Origin of the sequence: Sphingobacterium lactis (assembly GCF_051951495.1) — a bacterium.
In the GTDB taxonomy this organism is placed as follows: Bacteria; Bacteroidota; Bacteroidia; order Sphingobacteriales; family Sphingobacteriaceae; genus Sphingobacterium; species Sphingobacterium lactis_A.
In genome coordinates, this window is record NZ_JBNHAS010000001.1 from 52,056 (window position 1) to 76,561 (window position 24,506).

Annotated in this window: 20 protein-coding genes and 1 tRNA gene; 14 read left to right on the forward strand and 7 right to left on the reverse strand. The window is 36.9% G+C overall.

Annotation, left to right across the window (positions count from 1 at the left end; all coding sequences use genetic code 11):
• Positions 1-6: 6 nt before the first annotated feature.
• A complete protein-coding gene (locus ACP6L2_RS00220; protein WP_440507261.1) occupies positions 7-2,160 on the forward strand; it encodes a DUF4954 family protein in 2,154 nt (717 codons plus the stop codon).
• Positions 2,161-2,217: 57 nt separating this feature from the next.
• Here the strand turns inward: ACP6L2_RS00220 and ACP6L2_RS00225 are convergent, their stop codons facing one another.
• Positions 2,218-3,618, reverse strand: coding sequence for a 3-keto-disaccharide hydrolase (locus tag ACP6L2_RS00225; RefSeq protein ID WP_440507263.1), 1,401 nt, complete (start codon positions 3,616-3,618; stop codon positions 2,218-2,220).
• 116 nt (positions 3,619-3,734) lie between these two features.
• Here ACP6L2_RS00225 and ACP6L2_RS00230 point away from each other — a divergent pair, with 116 nt between their 5' ends.
• On the forward strand, positions 3,735-5,150 hold the full coding sequence (locus ACP6L2_RS00230) for a Gfo/Idh/MocA family oxidoreductase (RefSeq protein ID WP_440507265.1): 1,416 nt from the start codon (positions 3,735-3,737) through the stop codon (positions 5,148-5,150).
• 23 nt (positions 5,151-5,173) lie between these two features.
• Positions 5,174-6,172, forward strand: a complete 999-nt coding sequence (locus ACP6L2_RS00235) for a 3-keto-disaccharide hydrolase (protein ID WP_440507267.1) — start codon at positions 5,174-5,176, stop codon at positions 6,170-6,172.
• Positions 6,173-6,875: 703 nt separating this feature from the next.
• Here ACP6L2_RS00235 and ACP6L2_RS00240 read toward each other — a convergent pair.
• Positions 6,876-8,246, reverse strand: a complete 1,371-nt coding sequence (locus tag ACP6L2_RS00240; RefSeq protein ID WP_440507269.1) for an NAD(P)-binding domain-containing protein — start codon at positions 8,244-8,246, stop codon at positions 6,876-6,878.
• 403 nt (positions 8,247-8,649) lie between these two features.
• Here ACP6L2_RS00240 and ACP6L2_RS00245 point away from each other — a divergent pair, with 403 nt between their 5' ends.
• Positions 8,650-9,747, forward strand: a complete 1,098-nt coding sequence (locus ACP6L2_RS00245; RefSeq protein WP_440507270.1) for an L-dopachrome tautomerase-related protein — start codon at positions 8,650-8,652, stop codon at positions 9,745-9,747.
• Positions 9,748-9,752: 5 nt separating this feature from the next.
• On the opposite strand, the gene ACP6L2_RS00250 is transcribed toward ACP6L2_RS00245, so the two are convergent.
• The 3 genes from ACP6L2_RS00250 to ACP6L2_RS00260 are packed head-to-tail and all read right to left on the reverse strand — an operon-like array spanning position 9,753 to position 11,397.
• The gene (locus ACP6L2_RS00250) at positions 9,753-10,058 is read right to left on the reverse strand and encodes a Smr/MutS family protein (protein ID WP_344674500.1); all 306 of its coding nucleotides are present in this window, start codon (positions 10,056-10,058) and stop codon (positions 9,753-9,755) included.
• Between the two features lie 21 nt (positions 10,059-10,079).
• Complete coding sequence (locus ACP6L2_RS00255; RefSeq protein WP_440507271.1) at positions 10,080-10,484, reverse strand: group III truncated hemoglobin; 405 nt, start codon at positions 10,482-10,484, stop codon at positions 10,080-10,082.
• A gap of 19 nt (positions 10,485-10,503) precedes the next feature.
• Positions 10,504-11,397, reverse strand: a complete 894-nt coding sequence (locus ACP6L2_RS00260) for a hypothetical protein (RefSeq protein ID WP_440507272.1) — start codon at positions 11,395-11,397, stop codon at positions 10,504-10,506.
• Between the two features lie 274 nt (positions 11,398-11,671).
• Here ACP6L2_RS00260 and ACP6L2_RS00265 point away from each other — a divergent pair.
• The 5 genes from ACP6L2_RS00265 (at position 11,672) to ACP6L2_RS00285 (ending at position 14,917) form a co-directional block, all read left to right on the forward strand.
• Positions 11,672-11,745, forward strand: a tRNA-Pro gene (locus tag ACP6L2_RS00265).
• Between the two features lie 336 nt (positions 11,746-12,081).
• Entirely contained in the window at positions 12,082-13,110 is a 1,029-nt protein-coding gene (locus tag ACP6L2_RS00270) for an SDR family oxidoreductase (RefSeq protein WP_440507273.1), read from the forward strand.
• Positions 13,111-13,683, forward strand: a complete 573-nt coding sequence (locus ACP6L2_RS00275; protein WP_440507275.1) for a Crp/Fnr family transcriptional regulator — start codon at positions 13,111-13,113, stop codon at positions 13,681-13,683.
• A gap of 133 nt (positions 13,684-13,816) precedes the next feature.
• A complete protein-coding gene (locus tag ACP6L2_RS00280; RefSeq protein WP_440507277.1) occupies positions 13,817-14,359 on the forward strand; it encodes a putative glycolipid-binding domain-containing protein in 543 nt (180 codons plus the stop codon).
• A gap of 138 nt (positions 14,360-14,497) precedes the next feature.
• Entirely contained in the window at positions 14,498-14,917 is a 420-nt protein-coding gene (locus tag ACP6L2_RS00285) for a hypothetical protein (RefSeq protein ID WP_440507279.1), read from the forward strand.
• 23 nt (positions 14,918-14,940) lie between these two features.
• Here the strand turns inward: ACP6L2_RS00285 and ACP6L2_RS00290 are convergent, their stop codons facing one another.
• Positions 14,941-15,135, reverse strand: coding sequence for a hypothetical protein (locus tag ACP6L2_RS00290; protein WP_440508671.1), 195 nt, complete (start codon positions 15,133-15,135; stop codon positions 14,941-14,943).
• Positions 15,136-15,472: 337 nt separating this feature from the next.
• Between ACP6L2_RS00290 and ACP6L2_RS00295 the strand changes: the two genes are divergently transcribed.
• On the forward strand, positions 15,473-16,123 hold the full coding sequence (locus ACP6L2_RS00295) for a WG repeat-containing protein (RefSeq protein ID WP_440507281.1): 651 nt from the start codon (positions 15,473-15,475) through the stop codon (positions 16,121-16,123).
• 71 nt (positions 16,124-16,194) lie between these two features.
• Here ACP6L2_RS00295 and ACP6L2_RS00300 read toward each other — a convergent pair whose 3' ends face one another.
• Positions 16,195-17,508, reverse strand: coding sequence for a S41 family peptidase (locus ACP6L2_RS00300; protein WP_440507282.1), 1,314 nt, complete (start codon positions 17,506-17,508; stop codon positions 16,195-16,197).
• Positions 17,509-17,648: 140 nt separating this feature from the next.
• Between ACP6L2_RS00300 and ACP6L2_RS00305 the strand changes: the two genes are divergently transcribed.
• The 4 genes from ACP6L2_RS00305 to ACP6L2_RS00320 all read left to right on the forward strand — a co-directional run bounded on the left by ACP6L2_RS00305 (position 17,649) and on the right by ACP6L2_RS00320 (position 24,458).
• Positions 17,649-18,281: an RNA polymerase sigma factor gene (locus tag ACP6L2_RS00305; RefSeq protein WP_440507284.1), complete on the forward strand. Its 633-nt coding sequence runs from the start codon at positions 17,649-17,651 to the stop codon at positions 18,279-18,281.
• A 107-nt stretch (positions 18,282-18,388) separates the two neighbouring features.
• Positions 18,389-19,360 carry a FecR family protein gene (locus ACP6L2_RS00310; protein ID WP_440507286.1) on the forward strand — a complete coding sequence of 324 codons (972 nt, stop codon included), beginning with the start codon at positions 18,389-18,391 and terminating at the stop codon, positions 19,358-19,360.
• 145 nt (positions 19,361-19,505) lie between these two features.
• Positions 19,506-22,844, forward strand: a complete 3,339-nt coding sequence (locus ACP6L2_RS00315) for a TonB-dependent receptor domain-containing protein (RefSeq protein WP_440507288.1) — start codon at positions 19,506-19,508, stop codon at positions 22,842-22,844.
• A 237-nt stretch (positions 22,845-23,081) separates the two neighbouring features.
• Positions 23,082-24,458, forward strand: a complete 1,377-nt coding sequence (locus ACP6L2_RS00320) for a hypothetical protein (RefSeq protein WP_440507290.1) — start codon at positions 23,082-23,084, stop codon at positions 24,456-24,458.
• Positions 24,459-24,506: the final 48 nt, after the last annotated feature.

Sequence of the window (24,506 nt, forward strand, 5' to 3'; positions counted from 1 at the left end):
GGGACTATGGGTTATATTAATAAAGTTCCATTAAGCCGTATTGGATACGACTTTATCCCCAAAGAATTTTTACCGGAAGGTAAGGACGAGTACTACTTGCGTTTTGAGCAACAAAAAAATAAGAAGGATTACCGAAACCTGACGAAGGAGGAAATCAGAATCTTGGAAATGAATGGTAATGAGTCGAGTAATTGGCAAGATGTATTAGTTACCGACAAATTCTTACCCAAGCAGATCAAGCGCAATAAATTCTTTGGCTTAGTGCGTATTGGCGACATGGAAGAAGTTTACCTCGAGTACAGAGATATACGTCTACCAGTAGGTATTTATAATTCACAAATTATTTCCTGCGATTTAGGCGATTGTGTGGCCTTGCATCAAGTCCGCTACATTGCACACTTTATCGTAGGCAATGAGGTTATTTTACTGAATGTGAATGAAATGGAGACCAGTTCCAATGCGAAATTTGGAAATGGAATCCTAAAGGAAGGTGATCAGGACTATAGCCGCATCTATCTGGAATTATGTAATGAAAATGGAGGTAGATCGGTATTGCCATTTGATGGCATGCAGGCTGCTGATGTGTACTTGTGGACAAGAAATAGACAGGATAAGGAGCTTCAACAACGCTTTTGGGATATTACCAATGCCGGGTTCAGTACCACACGCGGATACTATAGTGAAATTGGTGATCGAACGGTCATTAAAAATTCCCAGATATTCAAGAACGTTAAGATTGGTTCAGATGCCTATATCAAAGGGATCAGCAAACTTAAGAATTTAACCATCAATTCTACTTCTGAAGCTTACACCCAAATTGGGGAAGGTTGTGAATTGGTAAACGGAATTATTGGCTATGGCTGTCGAGTATTTTACGGGGTTAAAGCAGTACGTTTTATTTTATCATCCTATTCTCAATTGAAATATGGAGCACGATTAATCAACTCCTTTTTAGGGGATAACTCCACCATTTCCTGCTGTGAAGTCTTGAACTCTTTGATATTCCCAGCCCATGAGCAACATCATAATAACTCATTTTTATGTGCTTCTTTGATCAAAGGGCAAAGCAATATGGCTGCTGGTGCGACTGTTGGGTCTAATCATAACTCACGTGCTGCAGACGGAGAAATTATTGCAGGTCGCGGATTCTGGCCAGGCTTATGTGTCAGCTTGAAACATAACTCTCGTTTTGCATCCTATACCTTGATCGTAAAAGGTGACTTCCTCCATGAGTTGGATGTTAGGATCCCTTTCTCCCTTGTCAGTAACGATGTGGCGAACAATCAGGTAGTCATTGTTCCAGGCTATTGGTTCATGTACAATATGTACGCCTTGATGCGCAATACCAATAAATTCATCAGTCGGGATAAGCGTAGCTTCAAAAACCAATATTTTGAATACGATATCTTAGCTCCTGATACTGTGAATGAGCTTTTTTATTCACTTCAAGAGATTGAAGAGGCAGTTTCCAGAGCATTATCTGGAGGTGATGCCTTAGAATGGCTTAATGGTAAAGGTGCAGCGGATATGGAGATTACGCTTTTGAATACGGAGTTTTCCAAACGAAAAGTCATCTTGACAAAAGCTCGAGAGGCCCACAGTTTGTTCCGTAAATTAATTCGCTATTACGCTGCCTGTCAAGTACTAGAGCATATTCCTGCGGATAAATTGAAAGAAACTATAGATGCATTTGCTTCAAATCAGGTAGGTCGAGAAGAATTTGAAAATATTGGATCCCAATTAGTTCCTAAAACACAAGTGAATCAGTTACTTGATGATATTAAATCCAAAAAACTTTATTCCTGGTCCAGCATACATCAGCGTTATCATGGCATTAGTGCAGGGTATCTGCAAGATAAAACAAACCATGCATTAGCTTCCTTAGTGGAGATTACTGGTGTTTCTGCATCAGCATGGCATAAGGGTTTTTGGATGGATATCTTGAACGAGGCATTGGAAACCAAAGAATGGATCTGTCAAGAGATTTATAAAACCAGAAGCAAGGATTATGAAAATCCTTTCCGAATGATGGTTTATGAAAACCGTGCTGAAATGGATGAAGTAGTAGGTAGGCTAGAGGATAATAGCTTTATCAACTTACAGGCTTCTGAATTGGAGAAATTCAAAAAGGCGGTAGACGAAATCAAAGCCGTTCTATAAGAACTAACAAAGAAAACGGGCTGTCCATAATGTGGGCAGCCCGTTTTTTATTTTCGCTTATTTTAATTCCTTAATCTTTATGCTTCGAAAGGAAACAGCATCGCCGTGATCTTGCAATAGAATATGGCCTTGTTTTGCCTCTCCAAAATTTTTCCAATCCTTATACTTACTTCCTGCCACTAGTTTGCGGAATTCCTCCGATCCCCTTACAAATTCCAACATCTTAAATCCATTCAAGTAATAAGTTACCTTATTATTTGGCTCGACAACAATTCTACCACGATTCCATTGTCCAATTGGTCTGCGCGGTCTAGGATTTCTGTCAGAAGTAATCAAATCATATAGGGAAGCCAACGTTCGGTTTCCATCCTTACCAAGCTTAGCATCCGGGTGCAAAGCATCGTCTAGTATTTGGTATTCCGGTCCAATAGCTGAACCTTTTGTTTTTTCATCTAAGGTGACAAAGTATTTCACACCGGAGTTAGCACCAGGGCTCAATTTAAATTCAAAAGAGAGGTCAAATGCCTTATATTGTTTTTTGGTGACGATATCACCGCCATTGGTCGACTCTCCACCATCGGATTTCTGAACAGAGAACATGCCATTTTGAATACTCCAACCTTTCTCAGGAAACTTCTTGCCACGTGCACTCCGCCAGCCTTTCGTATCTTTTCCATTGAATAAAAGAGAATATCCTGCGGCTTTTTCAGCCTTCGATAGATCGTTCGCATTGGTGTTGACAATGTAGATATCCTTAGGGAAGTCCCTTGGGAATTTGGGATTAGTACTAATCGAAAGGTTCCTAAAAAACACCCTTTTCCCATCTAGACTATCTGGTATACTATGAACTTGTAGTGCAATGAATCCAGTCTTGTCTAAACTGTCAATAACATAGGAAGTAGGGATTCCATTCACCCAAGTTCGGGTTTCATTACCAATAACTTGAATTATGATATCGTTAAATTCTCCGGGTTTATATGCTGTCTTAGCAGCCGGGTTTAAATCTAAGGGGTAAAGCCATTCTCTACGGCCTTCATCATAGATCCCACCAGTCCAAGCTCGTGGGGTAGGATCAATATCCACTTGCCTACCATAGACCCTTCCTTTTCCATTATTTCCTTTCGGATCAATATGGCTGCGAGTTTGTATGCCGGAATTGGTCGTTGTGCCATCTAGCTTAACCTCTAGTTGCAAAATAAAGTCGCCGTATTCCTTTTCGGTAACCAAAAAGGTATTGGCTGTATTCTTGGTCATGACGCCAACAATACTGTTTTCTTCGATATAAAATGGTGCATTCCCGCCTACAGTTTTCCATCCACTTAGGTCTTTTCCGTTAAATGGAAATTCCATAGTAGATGCTGTCTCAGATTGCGCATGACTGCTAAGTGCTATACTGGAAAGTGCCAGAAATAAGGCTGATCGCTTCAGGAAATTACGTCTCTTGGTTATTTTGAACATGATGTTAATGTAACAGGTTTATGGACAAAGTTGTCAATTGCTGCCTTAAATTAGGATTTTTTTTTAATTTTAAGAGATAATCAAATGATTTAACATAAACCTTTACAATCCTTGCCATGAATCATCATTTCTCTCGACGCAGTTTTATCAAGAAATCCGTTCTTGCTGGTGGAGCTATCAGCTTAGCCAATAGCAGCTTTGGAAGCATCTTGATGGCAAAGCCTAATGAGCGAGTGAATTTGGCGGCTGTTGGAATAGGAAATCGGGCTGCAGAGATTCTCTTGGAATTTCATAAAACCGGACTCTGCAATATTGTTGCCCTCTGCGATGTCGATATGGGAGCTAAGCATACGCTAGCTATTTTGGAAAAGTTTCCAGATGTACCGCGTTTTCAAGACTTCCGTGTCATGTTCGACAAAATGGGTAATCAGATTGACGCAGTATCTGTCGGGGTTCCGGATTTTTCGCATTTCCCAATCTGTATGATGGCGATGGATTTAGGTAAACATGTTTATGTAGAAAAACCTATGGCGAGAACATTTCAAGAAATTGAATTGATGATGGCTAAGGCAAAGAAAAATCCTAAACTCGCTACCCAAATGGGAAATCAAGGGCATTCTGAGGCCAACTATTTCCAATTTAAAGTATGGAAGGATGCCGGCATCATTAAGGATGTCACGCAGATAGTTGGTCACATGAATATGCCGAGACGCTGGCATGGTTGGGATATCAACATGAAGAATTTTCCTGTTGCTGAAAATATTCCTAATACCCTCGATTGGGATTTATGGCAAATGCAGACTTTAGGTCATAATTATAATAAAGATTTCATCAATGGGCAATGGCGCTGTTGGTATGATTTCGGAATGGGAGCTTTAGGCGATTGGGGAGCTCATATCCTCGATACGGCGCATGAATTCTTAGAATTGGGATTGCCTACCGAAGTATCCGCAGAGAAATTAATAGGGCATAACTCCTTCTTCTTTCCGATGTCAAGTACCTTGCGTTTTAGCTTCCCGAAACGGAAACGAATGCCTGCTGTAGATATCATGTGGTATGACGGCCTGGATAACCTGCCTCCGATCCCTCCTGGCTACGGCATTTCAGGATTGGATCCGAATATACCGCCACCAAGTACGGGTGCCTTAGAGCCTGCTAAATTGAATCCTGGAAAGATCATTTATGGAAAGGATATGACCTTTAAAGGTGGATCGCATGGAAGCACCCTCAGTATCATTCCAGAAGAGAAAGCAAAGGATATGGCTAATAAATTGCCGGAAATCCCTAAATCCAGCTCCAATCACTTTGCTAACTTCTTAAAAGCTTGTATGGGGCAGGAAAAAACACGTTCTCCATTCCATATTGCTGGACCTTTAAGCCAAGTCTTCTGTCTCGGCGTTATTGCGCAGCGCATGAATACCAAGTTTCAATTTGATCCACAAAGGAAGGAGATTGTCAATGATAAATTTGCCAATGCCCTCTTGATGGGGCCACCACCTAAAAAAGGCTGGGAACAATATTATGTAGTTTAAATAACCCTCAATAAAAAAGAAAAATGATTAAACAATTTGCTTATGGCTTAGCATTTACAGGATTGTTAGGGATGACCCTGACTTCTTGTACCTCAGGCACGCAAGAAAAGAAAGATGAAGTAGAACACAATCCGGCATCCCAAACTATCCCAGAAGAATCGAAGGATCTCTTAGGCCGTTGGGATTTAACGGTTGATAAGGGAGGAGCACAAGTTCCATCTTGGATTGAAATTAAATTATCGGGTTTCTCCACTTTAGTTGGTTACTGGGTAGGGGATAGTGGTAGTAGCCGCCCGATTTCCCATATCAAACTAGTGAATGGAAAATTCTCTTTTGCCATCCCTCCGCAATGGGAAGGTGGAGATGGCGATTTTGTGATCGAAGGTGAATTGGCAGGTGCTGATTTAAAAGGAACGATCACGTCAAACAATGGTGAGAAATACAGCTTCACAGGTGTAAAAGCACCTTTCTTAAACCGTACGACTGCCGTTACTTGGGGAACTCCTGTTGAGTTGTTCAATGGTAAGGATTTAACCAACTGGAAACCATCGAACGATAAAAACAAATGGGTGGTAAAAGATGGTATTCTGACCAATGAAGCTGCCGGTGCAAACTTAGTAACAGAACAAAAATTTGAAGACTTCAAAATTGAAACGGAATTCCGCTATCCAGAAGGAAGTAATTCAGGTTTGTATTTGAGAGGTCGTTATGAGGTTCAAATTGAGGATTCTCCAAAAGACAGACATCCTGGAGCTTTATACTTTGCCGGTGTTTATGGTTTCTTAGCTCCTAACGAGATGGTTGCTTTGGGGCCAAATGAATGGCAAAAAATGGAAATCACTTTGGTGGGTCGTTTGGTAACCATTGTTGCCAATGGCAAAACCGTAATCAGTAACCAGGAAATCCCTGGTATCACTGGTGGTGCCTTGGATAGCAAGGAAGGCGAACCAGGACCTATCTACATTCAAGGAGATCACGGTCCTATTGAATTCCGCAAGATTACAATTACTCCTGCAAAATAATAAGAAAGCCTGCTGACTAATTAAACTCTCAGCAGGCTTTTTATTCTTTCCCGATTTCACTTTCAAAGGTTAAAGTTTGTTCAGAAAATCTAATGATGACCCACATTAGTAGGACAATTGAGAACCCTCGTTTCTCTCTGAAGTGTAAATAGCAAATCTTTTTTCCCGCCAATAGGTCTATTTACTTAATATTATCGACTAAAACTGCCCCTAAGGCTCAGACTCTTCACTTCGTTCTGAGTTGGACGTGGTGGTTATAAATTTAATTGGCGGGCGATGCATGCATCGCCCCTACAAACAATCGTGATTTTATTGTTGCAATCCACCATAACTGTAGGGTCGAAGCATGCTTCGACCGTTATCCTAAATTCAAAAAATTCTATCCCGCCAATAGGTCTAAGATCTGTTGTCTATCGTCTGTTGTCTATATTAAACAGGAGTTTGCTAGGGGTTTGCTAGGGGTTGGATTCGAGAACCCTTCGGATCTCCTTCGGAACTTGTTCGGATCTCCTTCGGATCTCGTTCGGTTCCGACCGAACGAGATCCGAACAAGATCCCTATCAGATCCAAGGAAATTCCCTAAGTGTCTCGAATCCAACCCTAGTTTAAGTGGAGCTTAATACGAGTGAAATACGACTAATAGTGAAGGGTGATTTTTCTCTAAAAATAAAAAAAGCAGCCTTTGAAAAGACTGCTTTACATATTATACCAATTCTCGTTCTTCTTCACATTTTTCTTGAAGATAACGGTTTAGGCTATCATCAAGCTCCTCCATCCATGGGGTGTGATGCGGTTCAGCCGCAGTGCCATCCATCACAGACGTGTAGACCTGGTCACGATAATTCAGGATGTTTGTTTCCTTATCCTTTAACCAGCTTTTGAACATTTGGGCTACATTATCCAAGTCAAATGCTGGATAATCCGTATAACTGATCAAATCTTTGATGTAATCTGTTTGAAAATCCACGTGTTCAGCTCCAGTTTCTGTACTTGCCTCGTAGTCCATCCAATTTTTAATATCGGCATCACGTTCTGCCTTTGCTGGGAATGGAACTCTACCTAGCATATAATCGCGCGCATACCAAGCTTGAGTATCAAACATATTAAACGTGTAATACTGATCTTGCATTCCCAAGAAGATTAATCGTTCATTCTCATTGAAAACTACGCCCTTGTAAAGACCATCAGGATACAGACAGTTTTTGGTTTTTAGACGTAGAGAGTCCGGTAGAAAAGGGAATTTATGTTGGTATCCTGTACATAGGATGACAGCATCATAATCTTCCGTTGTTCCATCTTTGAAGTAAGCTGTATTTCCATCAAAATGAGTAACCAATGGTTTTTCTTTGATGCCTTCTGGCCAAGATGTACCGATAGGGTTGCTGCGGTAAGAAATAGTTACCTCATCGCTTCCATGTTTATAGCATTGTACAGCTATATCCTCAGCGGAATAGGAGCTCCCTATAAGCAAGAGTTTTTGACCGATGAATTGATCCGCACCGCGGAAATCATGCGCGTGCATGACAGCGCCAGGGAAATTGTCAATCCCTTCGAAATAAGGCATGTTTGGTGTCGAGAAATGCCCGGTTCCAACCACTAGGTAGTCAAAGAATTCCTCAAATGTTTCATTTTTCTTCAAGTCATCGAATACAACTCGAAACTGCTTTTTATCTTCTATATAATCTACCCAACGCGCTACGGTACTGAATTTGATGTATTCTCGAGCATTACTCTTATTGATTCTGCCCTGTATGTAATCAAATAAAACCTCACGAGGCGGGTATGAGGAAATGGCTTGACCAAAATGTTCTGTAAACGTATAGTCGGCAAACTCTAAACATTCCTTAGGTCCGTTTGACCAAAGGTATTTGTACATACTGCCATGCAGGGGTTCGCCATATTTCCCTACACCTGTACGCCAGGTATAATTCCACATGCCGCCCCAGTTATCTTGTTTCTCATAACATTTAATTTCTGGGATGGGATTACCTTTTTTCTGTTCCGATTCAAATGCTCTTAACATCGCTAGACCACTTGGGCCAGCTCCAATAATTCCAACTTTAAAATTTGTCATATATTAATTTGTTTTTTATGTTTTAATCGCTCCGTTTTTCAACGAAGTAATGTTTTTCACAAGTCTAAAATTGAACCATAAGGTTCCTAAGAATTCCGATTTCGGAATATAGATGTGCAGAAAAATTAAACAATAGTCAAATGACCTTGTTTAATAGTTACTAACACGAATATTGAAAGATTTAAATAGCTTTCGGCGATGATTATTGTGATGGTAGAATCATCAATATTTGCTAATATAACAAAAATAAAGCGTATTACGAAATAAATAAACCTATTTTGCTGTTTTTGTTACGTTACATTGCTTATTATTTACAAAATGTATTTTATAATCTGTGGAACTTGCAGGGCTGATACAGAAACCTTGAAATCATGGATTATAATAGAAAAATCAGTCTTATTATATGAAACATTTAATAATTGCTACAGCCTTACTTACTAGTATGACCATGATAACACAAGCCCAAATAACCGATCCGAAATTGGAAGTTGTTGCTTCATTTGATAAATCTCAACCCATAGGTGTTTCCGTATCGTCCAGCAATCGAGTTTTTGTCTCCTTTCCGAATAAAGCACCCTATATTATGGGTTTATCGGAGATCGTAAATGGCGAACGAGTGGCATTTCCTAATACGGATTGGCAAGATGCTTCCGGAATGTCAGAGGATCACTTTGTCAACGTTCAGGATATCTACGTAGATACCAAAGATTATTTATGGGTTTTAGATTCTAAACCAGCATCCTCAAGCTCTATTTTTGCAAATGAAGGGGGAAAAGATGAGGAGGGAAGGTTTCGACTTTATGGGTTTAATCTAAAAACGAATAAACTAAATAAGCGATTTGAATTTCCGAGCTTGGATAAGAATAAGTCAGCCTTAAACGATGTTCGGGTTGATACAGAGAAGAATTTAGCCTATTTATCTGATCCTGGTTTAGCGGGTATCGTTGTGCTGAATCTTGAAAATGGTGAAAGCAGAACGGTACTTTCAAATAGTAAATATACGCTGGCTGATACTTCCATGGTTCTTAGTTATGAAGGTCGAGACATGCGCGATAAACAAGGGAAGCCTTTCCGATCCAATGTAAATGGAATTGCTTTGACGAAGGATAACAAATGGTTTTATTTTAAACCCATCAATGCTACTCATCTTTACCGCATTGAAACCAAATATCTGGCTGATGAAAAGCTAAAGGATACTGATTTGGAGGGTTTTGTTGAGGATATGGGCGAGGTTGGAATAACCCATGGATTGGTAGCCGATGTTAAAGGAAATATCTATTTGACGACTTCCTTGGATTACACGGTTAAAAGGTTAACGCCTGAAGGGAAACTTGAGGTTGTCACACAGGATAGCCGGGTTTTATGGCCAGATTCAATGGGAGTAGGGTCTGATGGGTATTTGTATTTTTCCTGTGCGCAGATGCAATTATTGCCTAATTGGAACAATGGTCAGGATCTAGTGAAATATCCTTACCAGGTGTATCGCGTCAAGGTATTATAAGGATATTATAAGCCTATAACAACAATTACAATGTCTTCGTTTTGATAGGATGGGTGATAATGGCTGATTGCTCCTGAGCTTTTATAATGTTGTAATTCTTCGTATACCGCATTGCGAAGAATTCCTCTGCCTTTTCCATGGATAAATTTTATTTCCGGATAAGACCAATAAATGGCAGCGTCCAATTGCTCCCTTAGATAATCCAGACTCTCTGCTAATAATTCATTGAGTTCATAATTATCGAGGTCAGCCAAAAAAGCTTCAGCATGGAGGTCGACAGTTTTAGGAGGTCTGGATAAGGATCTTGCCATATGGCAAAAATACAGCTTCTTTTATAAAAGCGGACGAAATTTATCGTTTCGGATGTTGGCGAGTTTAATTTGGAAGAGTTCCGCCATTTTATCGGCTCTAAATCTTGCTTGCTCAGCAATAGGTCCAGCAAAAAGGCGATCGAGATTTTGATAAAATAAGGCTAACCAACGGTCAAAATGGTCTTTTTGAATGGGAAGTTGGGCATGTGGAGGAAAGGGTCTTCCCTGATAAGTGGTTTTGTCAAACAGGATGCTTTCCCAAAACTGATACATCTTAGCTAAGTGTATTGGCCAACGATCTTGAATAACCTCATTGAATATAGGGCCAATGAGATCATCTTGTTGAACGGAATGATAGAATTCATCCACCAACAATTTGACATCCGCTGGACCGCTTAAATCGTTTAATGCCATTGGATTTTTCATGAATAGTTTTGTTTGGGTATTATTCGTTTAAGAGACCTGGGACTAAAGCCTTTGCTTCTTCAATCTTCTCTTGCTCCAATAGGGTAATATAAGGCTGTAGGCGCTTATAACTGTTGGAGTTTGGGGCAAAGTCCTTCAGGTAATTATAAGCGTCTTGGAAGTAGGCAGCAATCTGTTCTGATTCAATTGCAGGGGTGTTGTCCATGCCGATGGTCAGTGCTGTAAAATAACGCTTATATTGTTCCTTGGCTTTTCTACCTACGACGGTATTTTTCGTGGCATTGGCAAAATCTTCCCACCAGATGACACGCTGCACCAAAGATTGATAGGGGATTGCAATAGCAGCATCTTCTGCATATCCTTCCATATTTTCACGACCTAACTGCTGAAGATAGATTTCGAAATTATCGGAAATATAAGGGTAGAATTGTTCTTGCAGGTAAAAAGGATTGGTTTGCAAAGTAAACATACCTTCAGTCTGACGAACTCGGAATCCATTGCTGTTAATGGTCTTATACAGGGATTCGAATTCATCAGGCACGGCTTTAGTTCCACCATGGAATTCAATGTCCACTAATGATTCGTAATTCTTTTTATCATCGAATACATTGGCAGTAGCATACATGGCAACTTTGCCCAGGTAATCAACGATCAAGGCTACACCCTCATCATTGGCAAGGCTATCTTTCTTGTCGAATAACTCTTTGAATTTAGCAGTAGCTTTGGATACCGAGTTGATATCGCTGGAGTCTAATGCCAAGATGTAATCCTCTAATTTTTCAGCATTGCTAAGCACATGCTCTTTTCCGTTCTCAACGATTGTATCGCCTGTATTTTTGTTTTTATCCTTTTCACTATTGATACAACTTGTTAGAAAAAATATAAGAATGATATAGCCCGTACTGAATTTCATGTCCTTCTTTCTTTAAAAAATCAAACTTCGGTTAATTATTGTCAGCATCCAAATTTTTTGACGTATTTAGCCCTGTAGAGGTTTAACAAATAATAGGGTTAATTGTGTTTTAGAGGTGAAAATTTAAAAATTGGCCTTTGATTTTGGGTTTAAGTGAATGTAAAGATAAATTATTGTCCAAATAATCAAGATGTTAATTTAATGTTTGTGTTGTAGTATTGGAGTAGCGGTTAAAAGGTTGTATATTTGTACCACTTTAAAGGTGATACCTAATCGGGGTGTAGCGTAGCCCGGTATCGCGCCACATTTGGGATGTGGAGGTCGTAGGTTCGAATCCTGCCACCCCGACTAAAAATCGAAGCCTTCCGCGTAGCGGGAGGCTTTTTTCATTCAGCGGCAGACCCAAATTTATTTGTGCTCAAGCCCCTGAATGAAAAAAGATCACCTTCGGTGAAGCTTCGATTTTTTATGGCCACCCCCACACAGGATGGCTCAGGGTATGGGTATGGGGCTAGCGGGGCTGAGCCAATCCTGCCGGCAATCCTTTTTTAGTATTTAGTAGGGAGTATACCAATTCTATCAGTTATAGCCAATCCTATTAATAATTTTTAATTACTTACCAATTGGTAATTGAGAAATCGCGGTTGTTCAAGTACTTTGTTTTGTGTTAAAATATCGAAAACTATGAACAATAAAGAAGTATTACTAACTGGAGTCAGTGGATTTTTAGGTTCTCATACAGCAATTGAATTATTGAACAGAGGGTATAAAGTTACAGGCACTCTCAGGGATTTAAAAAGGGCAGATTCATTGCGATCTATAATCTCAAAACATACGGATAATATCCATAACCTTAGTTTTTTTCAGGCAGAGCTATTAGATAAAGAAGTTTGGAAAGAAGCTTCTATGAATAAAGATTATGTCATTCATGCTGCGTCTCCTTTCCCTAGGGAATTACCTAAGGATGAGAATGATTTAATTATCCCTGCCAAGGAAGGTACTTTGAACGTATTGACTGCTGCTAAGGCAAATAATGTCAAACGGGTAATTCTAGTTTCATCCATATCAACAGTAGTATATGGTAAGACGAAAGCTGAGATGGATCAAGTTTTTACAGAAGAAAATTGGACTGATATAACAAACAAAACTGATACAAAACCCTACATAAGGAGTAAAACTATCGCTGAAATGGCAGCTTGGGATTTTATGGAAAGAGAAGGGGTAGGTATGGAAATGGTGAGCATACTTCCTGGCGCAATGCTTGGTCCAGTGTTAGAAGAAGATTTTGGCACTTCAGCAAATATTGTGATTAAAATTTTGGATGGTAAGATGCCGGCAATGCCTAAAATTGCTTTTGAAATTGTAGATGTACGTTCTGTTGCTCAATTGCTGGTCGATGTGATAGAAAAGAAACATGCAGCTGGCAACAGATTCATGGCTTCATCGGGTCATATGACTATGAAACAATTAGCGAATGTTCTTAAGTTAAATTATCCGGATAAAAAAATCAAGAATTACGAAATGCCTAACTTTTTGTCAAGATTTATTGCATTTTTTGAACCATCCTTGAAACCGATTTTATTAGATTTGGGAATTACCAGAAAAATAGATGCCAGTAAAGCAAAGCGAGTGTTAGGTTGGAAACCAATCACCAAGGAGGATGCGATATTGGATTGTGCAAAAAGTATTTTGAATATTGGTATTATCAAATAAATGGAAAAGTTAAAATCTATATTAAGATTTGGGGCTATCTTATCAGACTCAGATATTGAGGAAATAGCCTCAAATTTTAAATTGAAGAATCTAAATGCCACTGAACATTTTTTAGAAGTTGGACAGATTGCACATGAAATCGGTTTTATAAACTCAGGAATTGTCAGGATCTATAAACCTGATGTTAATGGCAATGAGATCACAAAATACTTTTTTAAGGAAAATCAATTTTTTGTGGATCTGGAGAGCTATTATTCAGGGACAGCAGCTAGTGAAGCATTTCAGGCTGTTGTAGGTACAGATATCTATACAATTCATAAGTTAAAAGTCAATAAGCTCTGTGAAAATATTCCTAATTTCTTCATTTTTTTAAAGACGATTACGGAGGCTACCCTTTTAAATAAAATTAAAGACAATGATTTTCTAAACTTTGGAAGTTCTAAAATAAAGTACCTAGAGTTTTTAAAGCGGTACCCAAAGTTGGCTTTGCAGGTACCTCAGCAATATATAGCCTCCTATTTATCAATTACTCCTCAATCCTTAAGTCGTATCCGCAGAGAATTAACAAAATAATACTCCTAATCTTTTTTTGAAAAAAATGATTTTGTCTAACAGCCAATTGGTCTAAAACAAGAAGGGGAGAAGGAGAGAATTAAAATAAGAATTTTGATTAGTATGTAGTATTTATATCCAAAAACATCGGCCAATGAGAACAATTAATTGGAAAGGAATAATTTACAAATCAATTGAGAATTGCAAAGTCAAAAAAGAGGATGATTATCTACTTGTTAATTCAAAAATTGTTGGAACGTTTGAAACTAAAAGCTATTCAATCGATTATTCATTAAAAATCAATTTAAATTGGGAGATTCAAAGTTTTGAGATTTATGCTCAAGTTGACACTTTGAAAAGTGTAATCCAAGGCAACAAAATCGATGGAAGTTGGGAGATCAATAGGGGAATTAGAAATGAGTTTTCGAATATCGATTTTATCGATATATCATTAAGTCCATTCACAAATACCCTTCCAATTAATAATTTAAATATTGGAATTGGAGATGAAACAACAATAAAAGTAATTTATCTTAATATACTTGAAAATAAAATTGAAGTCCTTCAACAAAAATACATTAGAATAGCTGAGTGTAAATATAAATTTGAAAACATACCTAATGATTTTGAAGCAGAAATAGAAGTGGATGAATATGGTTTTGTGATATTTTATCCTAAGTTGTTTAAGCAATTCTAAATAAAAATAATTGTGAAAAATTAAAATGATGAATGAGGATTTAAAGTCTATTTATTCAGCTATTTAAGCTAGTTTTATATTATCAAAATCTTAATATTTTATAGGTCCAGAATTAAATAAAAAACTTCACACCAAATCATGAATAAATCCACCTACATTCTTCTATTAATTCTTTTCCTAACAAGCATTTCCAAGGCTCAAAGTCTTCCTCAAATAGGAGAGACGTGGAAAGGTAAGATTGATACCTTCAATAGAATACTAATTTCACCTAGTCAATTTGTAAAGAGTGCAGACCTTACTGTCGATAAAATCCAGTATAAAATTGGGGTCGATAAAGCCAAAAAAGTTGTTTTGATTTCAACAATAGATAAGAATTTCAGAATTGCTGATCAAACTTGTATAGGAATGAACTTTTCGGATGTAGCAGAAGACAAGGAAATAGTTTTAGAGAAAGGATGGGCTACTTTTGTAAGTATCGGAGAAGGTTGGTATGCAGCAGCGGACCCTAAAGATTATGATAAAGATTCTAAAGTCTTATTTGTCTTTAAGAGGAGTTAAGGGACAATTGAGGTGGTGAATTTCTAAGTTCTTAGTTGATTAATATTTATTATTCGCCAATAATTACTGCCTGATTTCTTCCTATCTAACGATTTCCGCTGGGTATTTAATTGTGCATTGGTAGCTTCTACCAAATTCACCCCCCTTTGTTTCTTAGGAAATACTTGATTCCAAAAATAATAATCGTTCATTATTTCCCAAATCCAATGATTGATGATTTAATTGAAACCCGCGAGGAAAATTTCCTTCTTCTTCCTACTGGAGATTAAGAGACCTAGAAAACAAAATAAAATGAGCTTTTTTATTATTAATCTTTATTTAACTACACCTTGTCGGGTGGTTCAAAGATTAACAAGAATAACTTTCTGTTGAAAATGATTTGTTAATAAATGGTTAATGTGATTTGTTGTTTCAGTAGATTTTTATTGCTTAATATTGTTATGTAAAAATTCAAAACTATGAAAAGAAAAACAACAATAATAGTTTTTGAAAAGCTTGATAGAGAATTCAATGGTATTTATTAAAATGAATTAATTTATGAAAATAATATTTAACATGAACAAAGTTGTGTGTGTTTTTATTTTAACAAATTTATTCTTGTCATTGTCTTTAGCACAAGAAGTTAAAAACACTAAATACCTTTATAAAGTTACCAAAGATAGTATTGGTGGCTTGGAAATATATGCATACAAAAATTCAAAGGATGAAATAATTGTTCCATTTGGAAAATATCCTCATGTGTTTACTGATACTATTAAAACAATAGGTTTTGTAATCAAATTTAAGAAAGGGATTTGGGCGATAAATCTTGAAGGAAAAGAGTTGTACGAGGTTGTACCTTTTGATAATGGGCCTGACTATTTAAGTGAAGGATTATTTCGTATATTAAGTAAAGATCATAATATAGGATTTGCAAATGAACATGGCAAGATTGTAATTAAACCTAAATACCCATTTGTAGATCCTTTTTACAATGGAGTAGCAAGGTTTTGTTTAGAATGTCCAAAAGGGATGTTTTTTCAATCTAAAGACTCTACTAACAAAATACCTAAATACAAAGGAAGATTTGGAATGATTGATTTAAGTGGGAAAGTTATAATTCCAGCAATATATGAAACTATATATGTAGTTGATAATATGATAAGAGCTACAAAAGGGACAAAAGAGTATTTTTTTGATTTTACCGGAAAAGAAATACTACAGTAACTGTAAATAATGTTTATTATTTTTTTAAAAAAAACTAATTCGAATTTTCTAGATTCTAAATTGATTAATCTCTATTTGATCTCCATTATTTTCCAATAATTACTTCCTGACTTCTTTTCATCTAAAGATATCAGCTGGGTACTTAATTGTGCTTTAGTACCATCTCCCAAATTAAAGACCCGTTGGATTAATGGATCTTCCATACTACCAAAAGGATAAAGCTTTGATTTACTAAATTCATCAGCAACAAATGTAGGGTTGATTCCTTTGGTATAATCACCTTGATCTTGGGCATTGTAGAGTTTGTAAACCAGAGGCTGCAATAACCAGCTATATTGACCTTCATTTAATATTTCCTTTGGGCTGCGAAATACAATACTAGACATATCCTTGCCCATACTGGGTTCTCCAACACTGATTATTTCAGTATATGGTTTTAGATTATTTATGATTAGTTCAGCTGCTGAGGCAGTCTGTGAACCACATAATATGAATAATTTGGAAAAGCCTATTCCCTTATTCTGAAGTTGATCGGACTTAAAAGTGTACCCATCAGGTTGTTGAGCTAGGATATCATCAAAGGTTTTCTCTGTTTGTCCTATTTTTTGATTTCCCTTGAGTTTTATAAAAATAGCCTTGCTATCCAGTTTGGCTATTAATAAACTTAGGAATGAAGCGAATGATACCTGACCTCCCGGATTATATCTTAAATCTAATATTAATTCGTTTACTCCTTGAACTTTGAAATTCTCAACCACTTTGATAAGGTCATAACTGCCGGAGAAGTTAAAATGACTGAGGTATAGATATCCATATTTTCGGTTGTTTTTCTGTAGTACGCTTGAGTGATAAATGACAGGTTGTGCTACTGATGCTGACGGTATTTGGAATATTTTACCATCACTTCTTAAGACTTGCAGGCTAGGTGATTTGAAATATCCTTTGAAATTTGGGTCTTTATGTTGAATGATGTTTTTTTGATTAATGGTGAGGAGTAGATCACCACGTTTTAAGCCAAGCTGATCTGCTGAAGAACCTGGAACAACAAGATTTACCACGTTTTTATCTTCATGATTGGAAGAATAGTTTATGAAATCAAATCCAAAGGTATTCTCCATACTGTAACCATAGGTACTTTCATTTTGATTTTGAATTATGGTCGAATAGTAATCTTGTTTGGATAATAAGGAATAAAAATAAGCTTGCGGATCTTGTTCACTCTTTTGCTTTTTCGGAAGTTCTTGATTCCAAAAGTAATTACTGTTCATTGTTTCCCAAATCCATTGATTGATGACCTCATTAGATCCAGCTGGGAATATTTCTTTTTCTTTCTTACAGGAAAATAAGAAACCTAGAAAACAAAATATGATGTATAATCTTTTCATTCATTGAAAGAATTCTACGAAATTAAATAGAATTGTCATTTCTTAATATTAATCTTTTGTAAACAACTCCTTAAGTGTAGCAGTAAAAGTTAATAATAATAACTTATCTCTATAAAACGAATTATTAACATTAGGTTAATATGTACAATTTATCTTTGGGAATATCCGAGATTCAATACAATATGAAGCATAGCTTACAATTGCTTATAGAAGAAGATAGTCAAGCAGCCTATTCTAAAATTTTCAATACCTATTGGGATTCCTTATGTCAGCATACCTATAAAAGGGTAAGGGATATGGATGCTGTTGAAGATATATTACAAGAACTTTTTGTGCAGTTATGGGAGCGACGTAAAAGTCTTGATAAGGATATGGACCTTCAAAAATATCTTTTTGGAGCTGCTCGTTATAAAGTATTTGATTATTTCCATCGTTCTCAGAAACATGCTGTCCTATTCGAATCGCTATCGGAGAATCTCCACCAATTTGTTCAGGATAATCCAGATAATTTAGAAACCTATTTAGCTTTAGAACGTATTGTAGACGAAGAGTTGGCCAAAATGAGCGCCAATATGCGTGAGGTAGTTTTATTACGTTGGCAAGCCTATCCCATATCAAAAATAGCAGACAAACTGAACCTATCAGAACAAACAGTTAAGAATAATATTCACGAAGCGAACAAACGAATCCGTAAAAAAGTATTGGAAGCTGGCGATAATCTAGACGTAGCTTTTATGCTAGTTTTTATTTCTTATTTATCAGAAAAGGTCTAAAAAGCAAACAGACTAAACTTTTCACAATTTCTTCATAAAACATTAACAATTTATTGAAGTACTTTTTGACTTTTCCCCAGACTTAAAGGTAAAGAGGGATACAATTAATGAAGTCAAAAATATTACAATTGTTATTGAAGCGATACTTGGATAAAGAAGCCAGTAAACCAGAACAAAATTTATTGGAGTCTTGGTATCAATCCTTTGATAAACAATCTGCTCCTATATTGGACTCAAATCAAAAGGAAAATAATTTACAGTCAATCAGGACTAAAATTGGATTTTATGATGCAAGTTCAAATCATCCTATTATTCGAAGAATTAATCCCCTCTGGTATAAACTTGTTGCAGGCATAGTATTGGTTTTGGGGCTTTTTATAGGATACAAAATATGGAATGTAAAACAGGTTGATGAAAGCACTTTAGAAACTGCGGATATCCGGTATTTTGAATCAAAGGTTGGTGAGCGCATTCGGATAGATCTTCCAGATCAAACGCATTTAACTTTAAATCCATCTAGTAAAATTCAGGTTGATTTTGCAAGCTATAATAAAGCTTCTCGCGAGGTAAAGCTCATCCGTGGCGATGTTTTCTTTGATGTGGCGCCAGATAGCACCAAACCATTCATTGTTTATGCAGAGGAATTAAAAACCCAAGTAAAGGGCACTTCATTTCTGATTAGTTCCTATCCTGAATTGTCGAAACAAGTTGTATCGGTTTATACCGGCCGAGTAATGGTAAGTAATGAAGTCGGACCATTAGCAGAGTTGACCAAAGGATTACAATTGTCCTTGAATAAGGAAACAAATAAGGTTGAAACAAGAAACTTCGATATTCAGAATCAAGTAGAAAGAGATTATGGAAAGATCCTATTAAAACAGGTTTCTTTTAATGAACTGGCTGTTCAATTTGAAAACTATTATGGTTTGCGATTGCAGACAAAGAATCAGCATATTCTACAACAACACTATACTATTCCTATCAATAAGCAGGTGAAACCAGAAACCTTAATTAAGGTTATCGCCGAATTGCATCACAATCAATTTAGAAAGGAGGGTAATATGGTAATTTTCTACTAGGGCATAGAAAAAGGCCAATGACTGCCATCATTGACCTCAAAGACAAAAGCCAAGCTTTTATCATTAGCATTAAAAAAACCAACGTGATTTTATTTAAAACCAAGACAAATTTATGGATTTCCATTTACATTATTTGAAATTGTTCATGAGAACTATTTTTATTCTTATTACGATTATTACAACACTTTGTGGGACCCTTTTGGCTAACCCAATTTATTCGCAGTGGCTTAATAGAAAAGTAACCGTCACGAATAAACTAAGTACTATTCCGGCATTAATACAAGCATTGGAAGAACAACATGTGCCCTTTGTATATGATTCCAACCATATTCACATCAATAAAGCGAAAGGAAGGTATAAAACATTCGTTAATCAACCATTAAAAGATGTTTTAACCTATACTTTGAATGGTAGTAATATCAGTTTCCGAGAGGTAGGAGGATACATTTTATTAGAAAACAAACCTGTACAGCGCTTTGGGAGATTAGCAGGAAAGATTATTGATGAACGTGGTAATCCTTTAGCAAAGGCAACTATTCGCATAATGGGTTCTAACCAAGTTATTGAATCCTCGGTAGATGGCGCATATGCCTTGAATCTGCCAGAAGGTAGCTATACCATTCAAGTGAGTTATGTTTCTTACCAATCGCAGCGCATTTCCGATGTTCAAATTCAGGCAGGAGATCTTACAAGTTTAAATGTGGCAATGAAGCCAATGAGCGCACAGATTGAAGAAGTCACCATAACTACCACCTATAAGAAAGCCTCAGTAGCAGGTCTTTATGCAGCACAGAAAAATGCGGCAACTGTTTCCGATGGTATTTCTGCTGAGCAGATTGCTCGGACGCCGGATAATGATATGGGGCAAGTATTGAAAAGGGTAACAGGACTTACTACTGTAGACAATCGCTCCGTGGTTGTTCGTGGTATGTCCGATCGTTATAATCAAGCACAATTGGACGGTGTTGCGCTGCCTAGTACTTCCCAAAGCCGTCGTGACTTTGCATTTGATATTATTCCTACAGAGATGGTCAGCTCCGTGGTCGTGAATAAAACCGCTACTCCGGATATGTCAGCTGAATTCTCCGGTGGTCAAGTAACCATCAATACCTTGGATATTCCCGAAAAGAACTTCACGAATTTTCAGTTTGGTACAGGTGGCAATAGCCAAACTCTAGGTAAGGATTTTAATCGTTTAGGTCAAAGAGGTACAGCTGAATACTTTGGTTTTGAAAACAAGAAAAGTAGACAACCTGAAGGAATTCAAACATGGCAAATGAGCTCAGATGCAATCTCAAGAGATGTGATTCCGCTAGGAGATAAGACTAACCCAGACTTTATCAACCAACCACTACGTGTGGTAAGGGATGGATATACCTATAAAGACTTAGATGCCATAGAACAGAGTAAAAAAATGAATGTTGATGGTTTAAGGTTTTATAAATACAAAGGACAACCAAATCAAAACGTACGATTATCTCTAGGTCGAGTTTATGATCTGAACAACGATATGCGCTTTGGTTTTTCGGCTAGTGGAAACTTTAGAAACGAACAAAACATCGTTCAATTCAATAATGTCAGAGGACAACTTCATGGCATAAATTATATGGACAGTGTGGGTTTTGGCAAAAATGGAGCAGGTACGTCATACCGTTTTAATAGTAGCATGGGAGCAGTTGCAAATTTAGGTCTTCAAGGAGCAGGTTTTAAAGTCACATTGAAGAATATGTATGCTAGGACATATGCTGACAATTTTAATGAGGCTATTCGTTTATTTTATAACGATGTTGGACCAGGTGAAAGACTTAAGGAGCAGTATCAACTTCCAGAATCTATGGCTCTTCAACAACATCAGATTAATGGGGAATACCAAATGCCGTGGGGAATAAAAGGTGAAGCTATGTTTACCTTGAATAATATTAAGCAACGTATTTTAGATGAACGTAGATTCCGATACAAAGAAACTACAGAAATAAATGGGGTACTTTATTTACAGACTCCAAACATTTTAATACCCGCTTCAAGTGCAAATGCAGCTGAATCTATGGATTCAAGAATGTGGACTAATGTGAATGAACAAGATTACCATTGGGCTGCAAGTTTCTCGAAATCTTTTCAGTCAGGAGACTTTTTAACCACGCTTATCAAGGTAGGATATCAAGGCGTTCATAAAAATAGGGATTTATCCTTATTGCGGATGGTGCCTGCAACGTCTTCTTATGACCAAACTAATCCATCTGCTAAAATTCCAAATCCTAAAATTATGATGAATTATGATGAGATTCTTTCAGGAGAAAATATCGGGTTTGGTGCAAACAAGGCGTTTTACCTTGCTGAAAATACTGGCGGTAGAATTGCTGACGGTAAAATGAATAATCATTCAGCCTATGTGATGTTAGATCAAAAATTATGGGATAAATTACGTTTGGTGTATGGTGCTAGACTTGAATATTTTGACTTAAATAATAGACAAGCAGAATTAGTGGAAAAACAATGGGGTAATGAGGCTTTGATTGATCCATTTAAAACATATATGTTAACCATAGGTGATAAACAAACTCGTATTCTACCCTCCATAAATGCTACTTATTCCATTACAAATAACTTGAATTTTAGGGCCTCATTTTCCCAAACAGCAATACGCCCGGATTTTAGAGAATCAGGTTTGTTTGCATTTTACTCCTACGAACTTAATGGATATATCTCTGGAGATCAAGTAGAGACTACCATTGTTGATAATACAGATTTGAGATTTGAATGGTATCCAAGTCCTGGCGAAATAATTTCCCTAACAGGATACTATAAATACTTAGACCGCCCAATTGAATTGATTCAATACCAAGAATATCAGAGCAATTATAAATATACCAATATGGAATCTGCTACGAATTTGGGATTAGAGTTGGAGGTGCGTAAGAATTTTAGTTTTCTTTCGGATAAACCATGGTTAAACAACTTATTCATTTATGCAAACGGAACATTGTTGAAATCTAAAGTTCAGGTCATGTCAGGATATGATTGGTTAACTGTAGATGGAAAGACTAAAGCTGAACGTATTCAATTACGCTTAGAAAGCCAAGATCGTCCCTTACTAGGTCAATCACCATGGTTGCTAAACTTAGGATTGGGATATTGGGGTGAAAGTTTTGGTTTTAATGCAACCTATAACCATAGGGGCTATCGCACTAACTTAACTGCTTTATGGATAGGTGCTGTTGAATACGAATTGGCACCGAGATTACTAGATTTCCAATTGTATGGAAGATTTTTAAACAAAAAATTAGAAGCAAAATTAAACCTGGCAAATATTCTGAATGATTGGACACAATATTATCGAAATGATCAGTTGTATAATAAAGGCCGAACTGGCGAGGTGGATAGAAACATAGGAGATAATAGGTACAAAAAAGAAGACGGAGATGTTATCCTATACCGCAAATTGGATGGTAGAAGATATGGTTTGTCCTTGACATATAGCTTTTAGTAAAAAAAAAAGAATTATTGAATAATAATAATTGCAATTCATCTTTTAGGCTACCATAAAATTATCTCAAAGACATTCCACGTAGCACATAATGAAATGCCCGGGAAGAAAAAAACTAAGAAGAGAAAGAGGTATAAAAAAGAAGATTGCAAAAAACTACGCTGTTAACGAGACGTCGCTACGTGTACAGCATAGTTCGAGATAAATTGCGACAAAACTAATTAAAATTTCATTTTTATGAAAAAATTATTTTTTGCTTCGGCACTTGCAGTAGCTTTCTTAGCATCATGTAACAAGGACAATGTAATGGGACCAAATTCTGATATGAATGCAGGGTTACCATCAAAACCTCATGCGAGTATTCCAGTTGATGCCCAGGGGATTATTTTAAAAACTTTCTTGTCTAAAGACACAGTTTGGAAAATTGATGGTGTTTCATTTGTTCAACCTGGTCAAACATTAACTATCCAAGAAGGTACACACCTTATTGCTGGTGTAACTAAACCTTATCCCGATGAAATCACCCATCTTACTCATGACATTAAAGGTGTATTGGTTGTACCTAAAACTGCTAAAATAATGGCAGTTGGTACTGCAGCTGAACCTATCGTCTTTACTTCTGACAAGGCTGCTGGTCAACGTAATCCTGGTGATTTTGGAGGTATAGTAATTTTAGGTAATTCTACTACAAATCAAGAACCAACAGTTCGTATTGAAGGTATTCCAAAACCTGTCGATGTTGATGTAACTTACGGTGGTTCCATTCCTGGTGATAATTCAGGAACATTAAAATATGTTCGTATCGAATTTGCTGGATATAATTTGACAGAAGACAATGAAATTAACGGCTTAACTTTAGGTGGTGTTGGTTCAGGTACTACCTTAGAGAACATTCAAGTTTCTTGGGGTAAAGATGATGCTTTTGAGTTTTTTGGTGGTACAGTTAATGCAAAATATTTAATTGCATTATCTACTGATGACGATGATTTCGATTTCGATCATGGTTATACTGGAACCATTCAGTATGCATTATCCTTAAAAGACCCTAATTCTACGAACTCTGTGTCAAAAGGAGTTTCTGATTCAAATGGTTTAGAGTCAGATAATAACGGTACAAGTGCCGAAATTGAACCTTACACAAGACCAAATCTTAGCAACTTTACCTTTATTGGACAAACGGATGCTACTGCAGGAAATAAGTTGAAATATGGAAATCTTTGGAGAAGAAAATCTTCTTTAAATATTACCAATTCCATTATTGCAGGTTACAAAACAGGTGCTGCGTTTGAAAATATCGGGCCAAATGCTAACTTCTCTGATAATGTGGTACATGCTTATTCTGCAGCATATATCAATACAGTACCTGGAACTGGAAATCAGGAAAGTACTGGAAATACTGCAAGTGCTGTAGCTTATTTGCAATTATATGGAGATTTGGATAGTAAAATATTTTATTCAACAACAAATGCCGCGACTTTTAATCCAGATAATTTAGTACCAATTGCTGGCCCGGCTTATGGCGATGGTTCGACAACATTTGCTGGAGCATTTAATCCATCAGAAGGAGCAACTTGGGCATCAGGTTGGACTCAATGGAATCCAAAAAATTATTAATAAATAACTTTGAAAGTGTGTTGTTATACAACACACTTTTCAATAAAA